This is a genomic window from Ruegeria sp. N11 (assembly GCF_056531525.1).
Genome location: NZ_JBQFLX010000001.1, coordinates 67,747 through 84,149 on the forward strand (window position 1 = coordinate 67,747; position 16,403 = coordinate 84,149).

The 16,403-nt window shown below is 58.5% G+C and carries 11 protein-coding genes; 4 read left to right on the forward strand and 7 right to left on the reverse strand.

Annotated elements, in window-relative coordinates; all coding sequences use genetic code 11:
* The first annotated feature begins 31 nt into the window (after positions 1-31).
* Together ACR0J8_RS00390 and serS are read left to right on the forward strand one after the other, a co-directional pair.
* On the forward strand, positions 32-1,693 hold the full coding sequence (locus ACR0J8_RS00390) for a mechanosensitive ion channel family protein (RefSeq protein ID WP_480522554.1): 1,662 nt from the start codon (positions 32-34) through the stop codon (positions 1,691-1,693).
* Between the two features lie 85 nt (positions 1,694-1,778).
* Positions 1,779-3,071, forward strand: coding sequence for a serine--tRNA ligase (gene serS / locus ACR0J8_RS00395; protein ID WP_480522555.1), 1,293 nt, complete (start codon positions 1,779-1,781; stop codon positions 3,069-3,071).
* A 64-nt stretch (positions 3,072-3,135) separates the two neighbouring features.
* On the opposite strand, the gene ACR0J8_RS00400 is transcribed toward serS, so the two are convergent.
* The 5 genes from ACR0J8_RS00400 to ACR0J8_RS00420 form a co-directional block, all read right to left on the reverse strand.
* On the reverse strand, positions 3,136-3,720 hold the full coding sequence (locus tag ACR0J8_RS00400) for a helix-hairpin-helix domain-containing protein (RefSeq protein ID WP_480522556.1): 585 nt from the start codon (positions 3,718-3,720) through the stop codon (positions 3,136-3,138).
* 92 nt (positions 3,721-3,812) lie between these two features.
* On the reverse strand, positions 3,813-4,799 hold the full coding sequence (locus tag ACR0J8_RS00405) for a fatty acid desaturase (RefSeq protein ID WP_480522557.1): 987 nt from the start codon (positions 4,797-4,799) through the stop codon (positions 3,813-3,815).
* 434 nt (positions 4,800-5,233) lie between these two features.
* Positions 5,234-6,697: a ribosome biogenesis GTPase Der gene (der, locus tag ACR0J8_RS00410; protein ID WP_480888663.1), complete on the reverse strand. Its 1,464-nt coding sequence runs from the start codon at positions 6,695-6,697 to the stop codon at positions 5,234-5,236.
* 49 nt (positions 6,698-6,746) lie between these two features.
* Positions 6,747-8,069, reverse strand: a complete 1,323-nt coding sequence (locus ACR0J8_RS00415; protein WP_480888664.1) for a PQQ-like beta-propeller repeat protein — start codon at positions 8,067-8,069, stop codon at positions 6,747-6,749.
* 45 nt (positions 8,070-8,114) lie between these two features.
* Positions 8,115-8,786 (reverse strand): hypothetical protein, encoded by a 672-nt coding sequence (locus ACR0J8_RS00420; protein ID WP_480888665.1) that lies wholly within the window; start codon positions 8,784-8,786, stop codon positions 8,115-8,117.
* 226 nt (positions 8,787-9,012) lie between these two features.
* On the opposite strand from ACR0J8_RS00420, the gene ACR0J8_RS00425 reads away from it, so the two are divergent.
* Both ACR0J8_RS00425 and ACR0J8_RS00430 read left to right on the forward strand, forming a co-directional pair.
* Complete coding sequence (locus tag ACR0J8_RS00425) at positions 9,013-10,245, forward strand: efflux RND transporter periplasmic adaptor subunit (RefSeq protein WP_480522560.1); 1,233 nt, start codon at positions 9,013-9,015, stop codon at positions 10,243-10,245.
* Positions 10,242-14,039, forward strand: a complete 3,798-nt coding sequence (locus tag ACR0J8_RS00430; RefSeq protein ID WP_480888666.1) for an efflux RND transporter permease subunit — start codon at positions 10,242-10,244, stop codon at positions 14,037-14,039. Before ACR0J8_RS00425 ends, ACR0J8_RS00430 begins: the two co-directional genes overlap by 4 nt.
* Before the next feature lie 30 nt (positions 14,040-14,069).
* Here ACR0J8_RS00430 and ACR0J8_RS00435 read toward each other — a convergent pair whose 3' ends face one another.
* On the reverse strand, positions 14,070-14,480 hold the full coding sequence (locus ACR0J8_RS00435) for a DUF2147 domain-containing protein (protein WP_480522563.1): 411 nt from the start codon (positions 14,478-14,480) through the stop codon (positions 14,070-14,072).
* 64 nt (positions 14,481-14,544) lie between these two features.
* The gene (locus ACR0J8_RS00440) at positions 14,545-16,350 is read right to left on the reverse strand and encodes an ABCB family ABC transporter ATP-binding protein/permease (protein WP_480522564.1); all 1,806 of its coding nucleotides are present in this window, start codon (positions 16,348-16,350) and stop codon (positions 14,545-14,547) included.
* Positions 16,351-16,403: the final 53 nt, after the last annotated feature.

Here is a 16,403-nt window from a genome sequence, read left to right on the forward strand (position 1 = left end):
GGCGGGGTATAGTCAGGCCGTGGGGGTCACAATGAATCAGCTATATAAACACCTGCAAGCATTAAAAGTTTTGCTGATCGCAGCCCTGCTGGCTTTTGCCATGTCCACTGCCGGACAGACACAGGAAGCACCCCCCGAAATTCTGGCCCCCGAGACCGATGAAACGGATGTTTTCAAGGCCCCGGTGGTTGTCGACGGCGAAACACTGTTCTTTCTGCGCGGCTCAAGCGCATTGCCGGCATCGGAACGGGCCGAGCAGGTTCAGAAGATTATTGTCGAAGTCGCCGAATCTTCGGAAGACCCCGAAGTCGACATTACTTTCGAAAAAACCGATCTTGGTACACGCATTTTCGCTGATGGCGTCAGAGTTTCGATCGTAACCGTCGCCGATGCGGAACTGGACCAGATGGAACTGGACGTTCTCAGCCTTCTGCATGGCGACGCGATAGAAGAGGCGATTGTCGACTACCGTGCGAACCGGACGGACCAGGCGCGCGTGTCAGGCGCGATCGAGGCATTAGCCTGGACTGTCGGCTTTGCATTGTTTGTCATCATTATCATGTGGCTACACCGGCGCATACGACGACGCACCCTAAAGCTGGTCAAGCGCTATCTCAAGGACGTCGAAACAGCGACCGCCAAAAGCGTTCAAGCCGAAGCGATTGCAGCCCTGATCCGATACGGCCTGAATTTCATCCTGCTGGTTATCTTCTTTCTGGGCTTTTACTACTACCTGTCCTTTGTCCTTCTGGCCTTTGCCGAAACCCGGTATTTCGCGCAACTGCTGCTGACCTATCTGACGGAACCTGTCCTGCTGATCTTCAAGGGCATCCTCAGCTATATCCCGAATTTGATCATGCTGGGCCTGATCGCCTGGATCACCGTCTACATCATCCGCGGCATGAGGGTGTTCTTCGATGCGGTCGAGGCCGGGTCCTTCGAAATGGGCGATTTCGAAAAGCACTGGGTGAATCCGACATTCAACATTGCCCGTGTCATCGTGATCCTGATCGCGCTGGTCTTTGCCGTGCCCTACATTCCGGGCTCGGATTCGGCCGCGTTTCAGGGGCTGACCATTCTGGTCGGCGCCATGCTGTCGCTGGGTGCGAACTCGGTCGTGTCGAACATGCTTGCTGGCCTGTTTGTGATTTATCGCCGTTCAACTTCGATCGGGGATCGCATTCAGATTGGTGACCATATCGGTGACGTGGTGCAGATCAAGTTGATGGAGACGCATCTGAAATCCATCAAGAACGAGCTGATCTCGATCCCAAACGCGCAGCTGATGAACTCGGATGTGGTCAACTTTTCCAAACAAACAGATGGCAGCGGCCTGTTGCTGCACACCACTGTCGGCATCGGCTATGAAGAGCCGCCCGAAAAGGTCGAGGCGATGCTGATCGAGGCGGCCAACCGTACCAAAGGGATCAAGTCCAAGCCCGTCCCCTTTGTGCTGTGGACCGCGCTGGCCGATTACGCGATCAACTACCAGATCAACGGGTACACCACACGCGGCAGCATCATCCCGAAAATCCGCTCGGATCTGCATCGCAATATCGTGGCCGTTTTCAACGAAAACAGTGTTCAGATCATGACGCCCTCTTATATGGCCGATCCACCCGAACCGAAGATCCCTGCCGAGGCTTGGGACGGCCATCTGGCGCATGAAGTCACCGAAGAGGAAGAGAAATAGTCCGGGCGTCTTGTCCCGGCTACACCCTCCCCGCGAGATAGTGCATAAGCGGTTCCAGTGATTCACGTATTCAAGGATCTGAACAATGCACGACATCCGCGCCATTCGCGAAAACCCAGCCGCCTTCGACGCCGCACTTGCGCGCCGTGGGGACGCGCCGGTGTCGTCGGACCTGCTAAGGCTGGATGAAAGCCGACGCGCCAAGATACTTGCCGCCGAGACCGCCCAGGCCGAGCAGAACAAGGCCAGCAAAGAAGTCGGCGCCGCCAAGGCGCGCGGCGACGAAACCGAGTTCGAGCGTCTGCGCGCACTGGTGGCCGAGAAAAAGGCCGAGATTGCCCGGATGCAGACCGAAGCCAAAGATCTGGACGCCCTGCTGACCGACCAGTTAGCGCGCATTGCCAACGTCCCTGCCGACGACGTGCCGCAAGGCGCGGATGAAAACGAAAATGTCGAGGTCAATCGCTGGGGTACTCCGCGTAATTTCGCATTCAAACCCAAGGAGCACTACGAAATCCCTGCCGTTGCCGCAGCCATGGACTTTGAAACCGCCGCCAAGACCAGCGGCAGCCGGTTCGTGAACCTGTCGAAAGGCGTCGCCCGCATTCATCGCGCACTGGCGCAGTTCATGCTGGACACGCATATCGACAAGAACGGCCTGACGGAAATGCAGACGCCCGTTCTGGTGCGGGACGAGGCGATGTATGGCACCGACAAACTGCCCAAATTCGGCGAGGACAGCTATCAGACAACCAATGGCTGGTGGCTTATTCCGACATCCGAGGTCACGCTGACCTATTCCGTCGCCGGTGACATTCTGGAAGAAAGCGCCCTGCCTATACGCATGACCGCACACACCGCCTGTTTCCGGTCCGAAGCCGGAAGCGCAGGCAAGGACACGGCAGGCATGCTGCGGCAACACCAGTTCGAAAAAGTCGAGATGGTCTCGATCACCCATCCCGACAACTCGGATGACGAGCAAAAGCGTATGCTGCGCTGCGCCGAGGATTTGCTGGAGCAATTGGGCATCCCCTATCGCACTGTGGTTCTGTGCACGGGTGACATGGGCTTCGGCGCACGCCGGACCTACGACATCGAGGCATGGCTGCCGGGGCAGGATGCATACCGCGAGATCAGTTCGGTTTCGACAACAGGGGCCTTTCAGGCCCGCCGCATGAACGCGCGTTTCCGCCCCGAAAGCGGAGGCAAGCCGGAATATGTTCACACCCTGAACGGTTCGGGTCTTGCGGTTGGGCGCTGCCTGATTGCCGTCCTGGAAAACGGTCAGAATGAAGACGGAACCGTCACCCTTCCGGATGTCCTGGCCCCTTACCTGGGCGGCAAGCTGACTTTGCAGACGGACGGCACACTGTCCTGAAACAAAAAACCGGCAACCGTCTGATACGGCGCCGGTTTGCGAAACAAGTCGAGGCGGAGAGGGACTACTTCTTCGCCTTTTTCTTTTCCTTCTTCTTTTTTCCCTCTTTTTTGCCGGACTTCTTGGCGGCGTCTTTGCCCGACTTCTTGGCAACGTCTTTCTTTGCCTTGTCCTTTTTGGACTTTGCCTTCTGTTTGGCCTTTTTGGACTTGGCCTTCACTTTATCTTTCGCCTCGGAAAAGGCCGCCTCCATCTCGAGCCGCTTCTTGGCGGCTTTTTCGGCTTTGGCCTTGGCTTTGGCCTTTTTTTGGGCTTTGGCTGCTGCCTGTTCCTTCGCAGCTTTTTCTTCGGCCGCCTTGCGCGCCTCTTCTTTTGCCCGCTTTTCAGCGGCAGCCGCCGCTACGGTTTTGCGGGCCGCAGGTTTTCGGGCCGGTGCGCGCCGGGTCGCCGGCTTGGTCCCAGTTGGCTTGGCAACAGCTTCCTTGGCGGCTGCGATCAGCCTTTGCGCACGTGATGCACCTATGTGCGGGATTTTGACCAGATCAGCGGCGTTTGCCTTGGCGATGGCTTCCGCAGTTTTGAAACCATTGTCGCTCAATGATTTTGCAAGCGCCTGGCCCACACCTTTTATTTTGGTCACTGCGGTCATTATTGGTCCTTTCCAATTCTTCACTCGAATACATATATACGTTGGATGTACATCAGCCCAACCCCCTGACAGTTAGGCTCACCAGCCAGACGTCAGCCGCTATGAGCCAGATCGCCTGTCGAGGCCTTCCTGGGGAACGGAACAAGGCGTTTGGCATCCTCATCCCAGAGCTTAAGGTTCAGTGCTGCCACCGCCTCGCGAAATTTGATCCGCCGCGGGGTAAATTCAGGCGGAAGGTTATAGTGGCAGGCGCGCAGTCGATAGGACGGGATGCGCGCGTTGAAATGGTGGATATCATGCAGCGTGATGCAGGCGACTGCATTGTCGAACCACCAGCCGAAGTCCAGTGCTGAAGACCCCTGCAAAGCGGCAACCTGTGGGTCCAGATCCGGGCGGCGATCCCAGTATGTGTCTTCAAAGTTATGCTGAAGATACACAAGAAACACCCCCAGCATTCCGCCCAACAACGAAAAAACCAACCAGACCAGAATCCCCGTTGTCCCGGCCACATAATAAAGCAAACCCAGAAACACGATGATCGACAGATTGTGCAACAGCACCCCACCTGCCCCAAATCGCACGGTGTTCTTGGGCCAGCGATAGCGAATGAAGTAGGTGAACAGCGCACCAACCGGCACGAGGATGAACGGATTGCGATAAAGCCGGTAAAACAGCCGCGTTTTCCAATCGGCACCATTCCATTCCCGCAAGGTCATGGTGTGAATCTCACCCGTCTCTCGATGTTCCAGATTGCCAATACCGGCGTGGTGCAGATTGTGGTTCTGCTTCATCACCTCGAAAGGTGCAAAGGTGAAGGGTGACAAGCCATGCCCCGCCCATTCGTTCTGTTGACGCGTCTCAAACAGGGAATGATGGCCGCAATCGTGCTGCAACACGTAAAGGCGCACTGCCGAAAATGCGAAAACAATGCCGGCCGGGACCATGACATACCACCGGTCCACGAAGATGATCGCCAAAGCCAGCGATGTGAAATACACCGCAAAGGTCCCAAAATAGCTTAGGCTGGCAAGCCGATTGTCCTGAACCGCATATCGGCGGGTATATTCCCTGAGATCCATAACCGTCCCACTTTCCTCTGTTGGCCGGTGTGAACGTTCATCGTCAGATTATACACGAATAGTCTCAAAGCAAGACCGGCGCAGGTAATTGTTATGCTCCAACAAAGGCATAGATAGCATTTTCTTTCAGACATTGTCCAAGTGATCGGGGAAATCCGCTCAAGTCTTTGCCAAGCTGTTCCGTCACCGGCGCCGAGATTGACCCCACGGCACCTTTGTCTCGCATTCTCAAGATCAAAACTGACGGCGCCAGTACGAACAAATATCGCGATGTTTTTATCTTTTTTGACTCATGTCCGCGCTTGACCGAAAATCGGGGCCGCGCACATCGCAATTTTCATGAACCGGCCGAAGCGTACCGAGTCTTTGGAATCGGGCACATATCAAAAATCCATGATCCGGTACGGCTACATCAGCCGAACCTGACCCAAGGATCAGCCGCGACCCTTCAGGTGCTTTGCCAGGGCCCCGGCGTTTTTCTTGCGCCGCCCCTTGTATGGGTTCTTGTCTCCTTGCCCACGCAGGGTTAGCCGGATTGGTGTGCCGGGCATGTCGAAATCCTCACGCAATCCGTTCACCAGATACCGCGAATAACTGTCCGGCATCTTGTCCGGGTGCGAGCACATGACCACGAACCCAGGCGGGCGGGTCTTGGCCTGGGTCATATAGCGCAGCTTGATCCGACGTCCCTGCGGCGCAGGCGGCGGGTGCTGTTCCAGCATGGCTGCCAGCCAGCGGTTCAGGGCTGCGGTCGGCACACGGCGGTTCCAGACGTCATGAGCGCGCAGGATGGCGGCACGAAGACGCTCAAGCCCCCTGCCCGTTTTCGCTGAAACGGTGATCAGCGGGGCACCACGCAACTGAGGCAACAGCCGCTCAAAGGACTCTTTCAGATCGCGCAGCTTTTCCTGCTTGTCCTCTTCGATGTCCCATTTATTGACCGCGACCACCACGGCACGGCCTTCGCGTTCGGCCAGATCGGCGATGCGCAGGTCTTGTTGTTCAAACGGTATGGCCGCGTCCAGCAGAACCACCACGACCTCGGCAAACTTTACCGCGCGCAGCCCGTCCGAGACGGACAGCTTTTCCAGCTTCTCCTGCACCTTGGCCTTTTTGCGCATTCCGGCGGTGTCAAAAATCCGCATCGGCGTGCTGTTGCCATCGGGATCGGCCCAGTCGATCCGCAAGCTGATGGCATCGCGGGTAATCCCGGCTTCGGGACCTGTCAGCAGACGATCTTCACCCATAATCTTGTTGATCAGGGTGGATTTTCCGGCGTTTGGACGACCAACGACAGCGACCTGAAGCGGTTTCGCATCGGTGATCAGGCGCGCTTCGCCTTCGCCCTCTTCGTCCAGTTCCACATCTGTTACAGGCGTCTCATCGGCCTGTTGTTCTGCCATCGCGTCCGCCAGAGGCATGAGGTGGGCGTAAAGGTCGGTCATTCCTTCGCCATGCTCGCCCGACAGGCGCACGGGCTCTCCCAAACCCAGATTATAAGCCTCAAGCACGCCGGCATCCGCCGCATTTCCTTCGGCCTTGTTGGCCGCAAGGATGACATGTTTGGATCGTTTGCGCAGGATTTCCGCGAACATTTCGTCCGTGGGGGTCAGTCCCACACGCGCATCGATCATGAACAGGCAGACATCGGCCATGTCCACCGCGCGCTCGGTCAAGCGGCGCATCCGCCCCTGCAGACTGTCATCCGTTGCATCCTCAAGACCCGCCGTATCGATCACGGTGAATCGCAGATCGCCAAGCCGCCCTTCGCCTTCGCGCAGGTCACGTGTCACGCCGGGCTGATCGTCGACCAGTGCCAGGCGCTTGCCCACAAGGCGGTTGAACAGTGTGGATTTGCCCACATTCGGGCGCCCCACGATAGCGAGGGTCAGCGACATGATACTCAACTTTCAAGACTCAAGATGCGCCCTTTAGCGCATCTTGCCGTCAACGGAAAGCGTGCAGTGCACCTTTGGTGGACACGATATACAAAGTGCGCCCCGCAACAACAGGCGACGCGGTCGCCCCGCCGGGGACTTCGATCCGGTGAACCAGGGTTCCGTCAACCGGGCTGTAAAAGCGCACGTACCCGTCATTCGAGGCCACAACGATGCGCCCGCCAGCAAGGATCGGACCATAATGCGCAAAGATCGCCCCGCGCCGTCCGGGCTTGTCCTTGACAAATCCGGGCAGGTCCTGCGCCCAGATCACCGATCCGTCTGTTGCGTTCAGACGCACCAACTGGCTGCGGTCGCTGATCAGGAAGACGCTGTTTCCGACCGGCCAGACCGTATCAACCGCACCTTCGTTGGCGGTCCATTTACGTTCTCCGGACCCACCTTCCAGTGCCACGGTCCGGCCCGAGTGGTTCCCAATGTAGATCGTGTCCCCGGTTACCATTGGCCCCCCGGTGACATCAACGATCCGGGCCGCCGCACGACCGCGACGTCCGCCCGCGACCGAAGCGTTCCAGCGGCGGATGCCGCCGCTGCGGAATGTCGCGGCAATATCGCCGGACCCGAAGGCAAAGACCGCGAGGTCCGAAGTCAGCGCAGGCGACGGTGCCCCAAGCACGTTCCCAACGCTGGGTGTTCCTTCGACCTGCCAGGCAATACGGCCATCCTTGGTATTCACAGCCCAGCCGGTCTCATCCCCGGCGACGACGTAAAGCAACCCGTCTTTGACCAGCGGCGCACCGCTGCCGGTTGCGTTCAGCCGCTTCTGCCAGCGTTGCGCGCCAGTCTTGGCATCCAGCGCCGTGAGGCGACCAAACCCGGATGAGACGTACAAAACCCCGTCGGCATAGGCCATTCCGCCACCTGTCGCGTCGGAATCGCCGTCGCTTGGAGGTATAAGGTTGGTGCTCCAGGCGACCTGCCCCTGAGGTGTAACGGCCGATACTGTGGCTCCGGAATCAAGGGTATAAATCAGCCCGCCAGCAACAACCGGTTCCGCTGTAATCCGTTTCTTACGGGAATCGCCTTCGCCAATCGAAGTGGACCAGATGCGCTGCGGCGCTGAGCTGAGCGCAGCGTTTGTGGTTCGGAAAGCGGCTGTGCCCGGACTTTGCGCCCAATTGGCGTTCGATGTCTGCCCCGGCAGGCTGATCGGTTTGGACCCGCGGGTTTCAACAGTTTCGGTATCGGACGCAGGACGGATGTCTTCGCGCTCACCCGGCAGAATGACTTCGGGTTCCTGACAGGCCGCAAGCGTCGTCAGGGCAATCGCCGCCAATGGCAGTCCAATGCGGGGGAATAGTCTCGTTACCATGATGTTCCGAACTCGCCTGTCGTCATTCTTGTTTCGCTGTCTCAATCAGCCTTGTTGGGCGACCAGTTGTTCCGGTTCGCCCCCCAGCGCCACGATCAGCTGGGTCGCACGCTGCTGCAGATCGACACCAACTTCGGCATCCTGCCGCAGCGCTTGCAGACGATCAATCGCGGCGGCGGCGTTGCCCTCGGCGACATCAATCAGCGCAAGCTGTTCTTCTGCCAACAGACGCAGCGGCGCACCGGGCGCGGCCAGCGCCTCGAATTGCAGGCGACGCTCATCCGCAGAAAGGGTTTCACTTTGCAACAGCAACGCCTTGAAGCTCGCGATGGCGCGATAGATTTCGGGCAGATCAGTTTGCGTCGCAACCGCGTTCAGGCTGGTCACGGCATCCTGCGCCGAACCGGCCTCGTTCTGAGATGCGGACAGCAACATTTTCAGAACTGCGCCCCCACCCGGCGATTGCGTTTGAATCCCGCTTAGACCGGCGGCACGTTCGGCGGAATCATCTTGCGACAGCACCGCAAGAATTTCATCGCCCAGCGCCTGCGCCTGACTTGTAATGCTGGCTTTGCGATATTCGTTGAAAGCGGCCCCGCCTACAATAAGTACAACCGCCGCAATGCCCACCCAGCCCCAGCGGCGCAAAAGCAGATACAGCCGGTCGCGGCGCACCTCTTCTGTCACCTCATCAATGAAACTGTCGACGTCGCTCATCCCTGCCCCCAGGCTTAGTGTCCTGTCATATTAGCGCCATGTCATACCCCGGCACCACGTCCAAGCCAAGGGTCCGATTTCGCACATTTTCACCGGCTTAGTGCGCCCTTGCGAAAAAAACTAAACCGAACTATTCAGTTCAGTATGGAAATGGCCTATGCCGGACCCCATTTTGAGGCATAAGCGCCAGTGAAAATCTGGCAATGAATCCTAGGAGAATTTCTGCATGCGATTGATTTCATTCGCAAACGCGCTTTTGGTAATTGTTGCATTATACTTTTTAGTGTTCGAAAGGGACGCGCTGTTCGCCTTTGCTGGAAAAGATGACGTAACGGAAGCACAAGCCGCTGAAGGTGGTGAGAGCGCGGAAGCTGCCCAAAATCCGGATGCAATCAAGGTCGTAGCCTTGCGGTCATCGGCGCGCGAGATCGACAGCGCAGTGCTTTTGCGTGGCCAGACCAAGGCGAACCGTCAGGTCGAAGTGCTGGCCGAAACGATATCGACCGTTGTGTCAGAACCCAAGCGCAAGGGCACTTTTGTCGAGGCCGGAGATCTTTTGTGCGAACTCGACCCTGGCACCCGCCCGGCCAGCCTGGCCGAAGCGATGGCGGGCAAGCTTGAGGCCGAAAGCCGCATCCCCGAAGCCGAAGCCCGGCTTGCAGAAGCACATGCGCGCGTGGCCGAGGCCGAGATCAACCTGAAAGCGGCGCGTAAGCTGTCTGAAACGGGTTTTGGGTCGGAAACACGCCGGATTTCCAGCGAAGCGGCCATGAGCACCGCTGAAGCAGGTGTGAAATCGGCCGAAGCGGGTCTGGAGGCCACTCGCGCCGGAATCGAAGCTGCCGCGGCCGAGGTGAAAGCGGCCCAGCGCGAGATTGACCGCCTTACCATCGAAGCGCCGTTCCGTGGCCTGCTGGAAAGCGACACAGCGGAATTGGGCAGCCTGATGCAGCCGGGATCGCTGTGCGCAACCGTCATCCAGCTGGATCCGATCAAACTAGTGGGTTTTGTTCCCGAGACCGAAGTGAACCGGATCATTGTGGGGTCCGAGGCTTCGGCCAAACTGGTGACCGGTCTTGAGGTTACGGGCCGTGTGACATTCCTCAGCCGTTCCGCCGATGAAACCACCCGGACCTTCGAGGTTGAGATCACCGTTCCGAACTCGGAACTGGCCATCCGCGATGGCCAGACCGCTGACATTCGCATCGCAGCCGAAGGCGCCAAGGCGCACCTGCTGCCGCAATCCGCATTGACGCTGAACAATGAAGGCCAATTGGGGGTTCGCACAATTGCAGCGGGCAATGTAGTCGACTTCATGCCTGTTCATCTGCTGCGTGACACCGCAAGCGGTGTCTGGATCGACGGATTGCCTGAAACGGTGGATATCATTGTCGTTGGGCAGGAATTCGTGACCAAAGGCGTCAGTGTCGCGCCGACCTACCGGGAATTGTCGCAATGACGGGTATTGTCAGTTGGGCCGCCGACAGAGCCCGAATGGTCCTGGCCTTCATCGCGATCTCGTTGATGGTCGGCGGGTTTGCTTATGTCAGCCTGCCAAAAGAAGGCGAGCCGGATATCGAAATTCCGGCTCTGTTCGTCTCGGTTTCGTTCCCCGGCATTTCGGCCGAGGATTCCGAGAACCTGCTCATCAAGCCCATGGAAACCGAACTGGCGGATCTGGACGGTCTGAAGGAAATGACCGCCACCGCCGCAGAAGGCTATGCCGGGATTGCACTTGAATTCGACTTCGGCTGGGACAAGACCGCGATCACCGCCGATGTCCGCGACGCGATGAACAGCGCACAGGCTGATTTCCCCGACGGTGCCGAGCAATATTCGTTGAACGAGATCAACTTCTCCGAATTTCCGATCGTCATCGTCAACCTGACCGGCGCGGTTCCCGAACGCACAATGGCCCGTGTTGCCAAAGACCTGCAGGATGATCTTGAAGCGCTGGATTCCGTTCTGGAAGCCGGGATTGCCGGCAATCGGGACGAACTGCTTGAAGTGGTGATCGACCCATTGCGGCTTGAGGCTTACAACGTCACCGCCGCAGAACTGATCAACGTTGTGCAGAACAACAACCAGCTGATCGCTGCTGGTGAGGTCGAGACGGCGCAAGGCACATTCTCGGTCAAAATCCCTTCGTCCTTCAAGACGGCGCAGGATGTTTACGGGCTGCCGGTCAAGGTCAATGGCGACCGCGTTGTCACGCTGGGCGAACTGGCGCAGATAAATTACACCTTTGAAGACCGTGAAGGCACTGCCCGGTTCGATGGTGAGGCCACCGTTGCCTTGCAGGTGGTCAAGCGCAAAGGCTTTAACGTCATCGACACAGTCAACGAGGTCAAAAAGGTCGTTGCCGAGGCTCAGAAGATCTGGCCACCGGAACTGGCGGCTGCGGTCGATGTGGGCACGTCGAATGACCAGAGCCGTATCGTCGGCTCGATGGTCAGTCAGCTCGAAGGATCCGTCCTGACGGCCGTTGCGCTGGTGATGATCGTTGTGCTGGCGTCGCTGGGCACCCGTGCGGCGCTGCTGGTGGGTTTTGCGATTCCGACCTCGTTCCTGCTGTGCTTCGCCTTCCTGGCCATGATGGGCGTCAGCATTTCGAACATGGTTATGTTCGGCCTGATCCTTGCGGTCGGGATGCTGGTCGACGGGGCCATCGTGGTGGTCGAATACGCTGACAAGCGCATCAAGGAAGGCGTTGGCCCGATGCACGCCTATGTCGAGGCGGCACAGCGGATGTTTTGGCCCATCGTGTCATCGACGGCGACCACGCTTTGTGCGTTTCTGCCCATGCTGTTCTGGCCCGGCGTTCCGGGCGAGTTCATGAAGATGCTGCCGATCACGCTGATCTTCGTTCTTTCATCCTCTCTGATTGTGGCGCTGATCTATCTGCCCGTGATGGGCGGTGTTTCGGGCCGGTTGAGCCGGACTTTTGACCGCACGTCGAACTGGCTGCGCGCGCGAACCCGCTGGTGGGTACGCGCCGTATTGGTGCCGCCATCGCTCTACCTGATTTTCCTGGGTGCGATGCAGGTTCTGAACCCGACCTATCTGCTTCCAATCGGCGGCACCGCAGGCAGTTTGTTCGGCGCGTTCCTGTTTCTGACGGGCGCTTTTGCGGGGTCGGTTACGCTGAGCGCGGCAAAGATCGAACGCCGCGAAGACGACCATGTGCATACGGCCAAGGAACACACGGCCTTTGGTTACGTGGTGAAATTCCTCGTCGGAAATCCGATCATGCCGATCATCTCGATCGCGGTGATCGGATTTGCCGTTGTGTCGGTGATGACTGCCTTTTCGAACAACAACCGCGGCGTCGAGTTTTTTGTCGAGACTGAGCCCGAACAGGCCACCGCGTATGTCCGCGCCCGTGGCAACCTGTCTCTGGCGGAAAAAGACGCAATTGTTCTGGCCGCTGAACAGACCATCAGCGCGCACCCGGCTGTTATCAACGTCTTCGCCTTTGCCGGTGAAGGCGGGCTGAACCAGAACACCGGTGGCGCGCAGGCCCCCGGCGACACCGTTGGCCGCGTGCAATTCGAAATCATCCCGTGGGAAGACCGCCCGAACGTGTCAGAGCCGATCCTTGGCGGGCTGTTTGACCGTCATTTCATCGATCCCAAATACGACGGTGATAGGGTGCTTGAGGAACTGACCGCAAGTCTGGCCGAACTGCCCGGAATCATCGTCGAGCTTCAGCCGCTGGATCAGGGTCCGGCCTCGGCCAAACCGGTGCATCTGCGCATCAAGGGCAACAATTGGGAGGAGTTGACCTCAGCAACACTGTCGGCGCGTGAGGCGTTCGACACCACCCCCGGTCTGGTCCGGATTGAGGACACCCTGCCCCTGCCCGGCATTGACTGGCAGATCGACGTGGACGTGGCCAAGGCGGGTCGGTTCGGGGCCGATGTGGCGACCGTGGGCGCGATGGTGCAGCTGGTCACACGCGGTATCCTGCTGGGTGAGATGCGCCCGGACAATACCGACGAAGAAGTCGAGATTCGTGTGCGTCTGCCCGAAGAAGACCGCGTTCTTTCGACGCTGGATTCGCTGAAAGTCCGCACTTCGGATGGTCTGGTGCCACTGTCGAATTTCGTAACCCGCAAGCCGGTTGAAAAACTGGCCGAGATCAACCGCATCAATCAGGAACGGTATTACGACATCAAAGCGGATGTAGAGCCCGGGCTGAGCAAGGTCGTTATCACCGACGCGGACGGCATTGAACAAAGGCTGGCCGTTGTCCGGGCGGTTGCGGAAGGCGCGGAGCCTAAGGGCGCGACCCTGACCAGCCCCGATGGTGAGGCGTATGAGATTGTCGAGCTGACCAGCAACCAGAGCGCCGCGGATATCCGGTCTGCGATCGAGGATGGCGACGCGCAGTTCTCGCTGATCAACCCCAATGAACGGATTGCCGTCCTGACAGAGTGGTTGGACACTGGACCTTTTTCGAAAGCAGTCAGCTGGGAATGGACCGGCGACCAGGAGGAACAGGAAGAATCCGGTGCCTTCCTCGTGAATGCGTTCATGGGTGCACTGGGTTTGATGTTCGTGATCCTGCTGGCGCAGTTCAACTCGTTCTACAACTCGGTGCTGGTGCTGCTGGCGGTTGTTCTATCCACAACCGGGGTGCTGATCGGAATGATGATCATGCAACAGCCGTTCTCGATCATCATGACCGGGACGGGCATCGTGGCGCTGGCCGGGATCGTGGTGAACAACAACATCGTTCTGATCGACACTTATCAGGAATACAGCCGCTACATGCCCCGGATCGAGGCCATCGTCCGCACCGCCGAGGCGCGCATTCGTCCGGTTCTGCTGACCACTTTGACCACGATGGCGGGTCTGACACCGATGATGTTCGGTCTGTCGCTGGACTTCATCAACGGCGGTTATTCCATCGACAGCCCCACCGCCCTGTGGTGGAAACAGCTTGCCACTGCGGTTGTCTTTGGCCTGGGTATCGCGACCGTACTGACACTGATCGTGACACCATCGCTGTTGGCGCTGCGAGTCTGGGTGGCGACCTACACAATCTGGCTGGGCAAGGCACTGGCCCGCGCCTCGGCAGGCCACGCCAGCCGGCTGGCGCAGGATATGGCCATTGGACGGGCGGCGCGAAAAGCGCAGGCGACCGAGGTTATCTGGGAGGACGATGACGTCACAGACGCTCTGTCCGTGGTCAAACCGGACCAGGCGTCGGATCAGCCACCTAATCCGCCTCTGAAAGCAGCAGAATAAAGATCATGGGCCGGCCAACACCGGCCCTTTTCAATTCTGCAATCGTGTCCAGGTCTGATGGCCACAAAGGTGATGTTCACATCCTTTGACCTTGAGCGTGTCGCCCTGCAACGTCATCTGAGGCACCGCCTCGACATCCAGTAGTGGCACCCAGAACTCTCCGCCGCCATATGTGCCCGAACCTTCGCTGGACACATCCCAGAACAGTTTCTTCCCGATATTGGGCGTCTGCACCTCTTTTCCGGATTTGTCATAGGCCGACAAAATCTGACCGCAAAACTTGTCGCCACACGCCGTAATCTTGATGTGCGAGATCAAGTCCTTTCGATCCGGCTCGGTCTTCCAGACGCCTTCTATCGGATCAGCTGCGGCCAGTGTGGGAAGGTTGATAGCCACGGCAAGTATGCCCGCAATTGTGCCTTTTCGAACAAATCGACGCATCGGAAATCTCCTGTATCAACAGGCTTGTTTTATCACAAAATCATCCTGCCGGACACAACGCGCGTCAGGCAGCCTGCGTGTCCGATTGCTGCCGGTTCCATAGCTGCGCATAGCGCCCGGCTCGAGAGAGCAACTCGTCATGCGTGCCCTGTTCCAGGATCTCGCCCCGTTCCAGCACAACGATGCGATCCGCTTCGGCAATCGTGCTCAGTCGGTGGGCAATGGTCAGCACAGTGCGCCCCTCTCCCGCCCGCGCCAGTGCGTCCTTGATGTCCTGTTCGGTGTCGGTATCCAGCGCCGAGGTCGCCTCATCCAACAGCAGGATCGGCGGATTCTTCAGCAAGGTGCGCGCGATACCAACGCGCTGCTTCTCACCGCCTGAGAGTTTCAGCCCCCGCTCGCCAACCTTTGTGTCATAGCCGTCAGGCAGGCTGGCGATGAAGTCGTGTATCTGAGCAGCTTTCGCGGCCTCTTCCACGTCGGGCTGGCTGGCTCCTTCGCGGCCATAAGCAATATTGTAGCGGATCGTGTCATTGAACAGCACGGTGTCTTGCGGCACGACACCGATGGCCGCGTGCAGACTGGTCTGACTGACATCGCGGACATCCTGTCCGTCGATTTTCAGCGCGCCACCGGTGACATCGTAGAACCGGAACAAAAGCCGCCCGATAGTCGACTTGCCGGACCCAGTCGCCCCGACGATGGCAACGGTCTGCCCTGCCGGTACGGTCAGGGATACCCCTTTGAGGATTTCCCGGTCGGCCTCATACCCGAATCGCACATCCTCGAGCGTTACCTGGCCGCCATTCACCTTCAGATTGGGTGCACAAGGCTTGTCGGTTACTTCAGCGGGCTGTTCGAGCAGATCGAACATCTGCCCCATATCCACCAGAGACTGGCGGATTTCGCGATAGACCGTGCCCAGGAAATTCAGCGGTACGGTGATCTGGATCATGTAGGCGTTCACCATCACGAAATCGCCCACCGTCAGGCCTCCGTTCTGCACGCCGATGGCCGCAAGAACCATGACACCGATCAGCCCGCACGTGATCAGGAAGGACTGTCCAAAATTCAGAAAGGCCAGCGAATAAGCGGTCTTGAGGGCGGCCTTTGCATAAGCCTTCATCGAAACGTCATACCGTTCGGCTTCGCGCATCTCCGCATTGAAATACTTGACGGTCTCGAAGTTCAGCAGGCTGTCGATCGCGCGCTGATTGGCTTCGGTGTCCTGATCATTCATCTCGCGGCGCAGCTTGACCCGCCATTCCGTCACCGCGAACGTGAACCATATGTACAGTGTGATGGTGACGGCGACGACAACCAGGTACCACACGTCGAACAGCCACATCAGGATGATCGCAACCAGCAGCAGTTCCAGGATCAGCGGCCCAATCGAAAACAACAGGAACCGCAGCAGGAACTCTACCCCTTTGACGCCCCGCTCGATAATCCGGCTCAGACCGCCTGTTCGGCGTGTCACGTGATAGCGCATGGACAATTGGTGGATGTGCTGGAAGGTTTCCAGCGCAAGCGCACGCAAAGCACGCTGTCCAACCGGCGCAAAAGCCGCATCGCGCAATTGCTGGAAGCCAACGGTCATCATCCGCGCGACGCCATAGGCCACTGTCAGCCCGACAGCACCAAGCGCTATGGGCGGCACACCTTCGCCCGCCAACGCATCGACCGCGCCCTTGTACAGAATCGGCGTATATACCGCGATCAGCTTGGCCACGACCAGCATCGTCAGCGCCAGAACAACGCGGCGCTTAACCCATGGCTCATCATCGGGCCACAGGTAAGGTGAAACCTTTCGGATCGTGCGCCAGCCAGAGCGCCGTTCGTCAGGTTCTGACCCGTTATCAGATTGCATTGGGGCTGTCCGTCGCTTCACGTGTCTGTCCTGAGATCAGAAATAGGCCCCCG

Excerpts from the sequence above, each read along its gene's own strand:
- ACR0J8_RS00440 (WP_480522564.1), bottom strand. The coding sequence starts at position 16,350 with ATGCAATCTGATAACGGGTCAGAACCTGACGAACGGCGCTCTGGCTGG.
- der (WP_480888663.1), bottom strand. The coding sequence starts at position 6,697 with ATGTCGCTGACCCTCGCTATCGTGGGGCGCCCGAATGTGGGCAAATCC.
- ACR0J8_RS00405 (WP_480522557.1), bottom strand. The coding sequence starts at position 4,799 with ATGGATCTCAGGGAATATACCCGCCGATATGCGGTTCAGGACAATCGG.
- serS (WP_480522555.1), top strand. The coding sequence starts at position 1,779 with ATGCACGACATCCGCGCCATTCGCGAAAACCCAGCCGCCTTCGACGCC.
- ACR0J8_RS00390 (WP_480522554.1), top strand. The coding sequence starts at position 32 with ATGAATCAGCTATATAAACACCTGCAAGCATTAAAAGTTTTGCTGATC.
- ACR0J8_RS00420 (WP_480888665.1), bottom strand. The coding sequence starts at position 8,786 with ATGAGCGACGTCGACAGTTTCATTGATGAGGTGACAGAAGAGGTGCGC.
- ACR0J8_RS00425 (WP_480522560.1), top strand. The coding sequence starts at position 9,013 with ATGCGATTGATTTCATTCGCAAACGCGCTTTTGGTAATTGTTGCATTA.
- ACR0J8_RS00435 (WP_480522563.1), bottom strand. The coding sequence starts at position 14,480 with ATGCGTCGATTTGTTCGAAAAGGCACAATTGCGGGCATACTTGCCGTG.
- ACR0J8_RS00415 (WP_480888664.1), bottom strand. The coding sequence starts at position 8,069 with ATGGTAACGAGACTATTCCCCCGCATTGGACTGCCATTGGCGGCGATT.
- ACR0J8_RS00430 (WP_480888666.1), top strand. The coding sequence starts at position 10,242 with ATGACGGGTATTGTCAGTTGGGCCGCCGACAGAGCCCGAATGGTCCTG.
- ACR0J8_RS00400 (WP_480522556.1), bottom strand. The coding sequence starts at position 3,720 with ATGACCGCAGTGACCAAAATAAAAGGTGTGGGCCAGGCGCTTGCAAAA.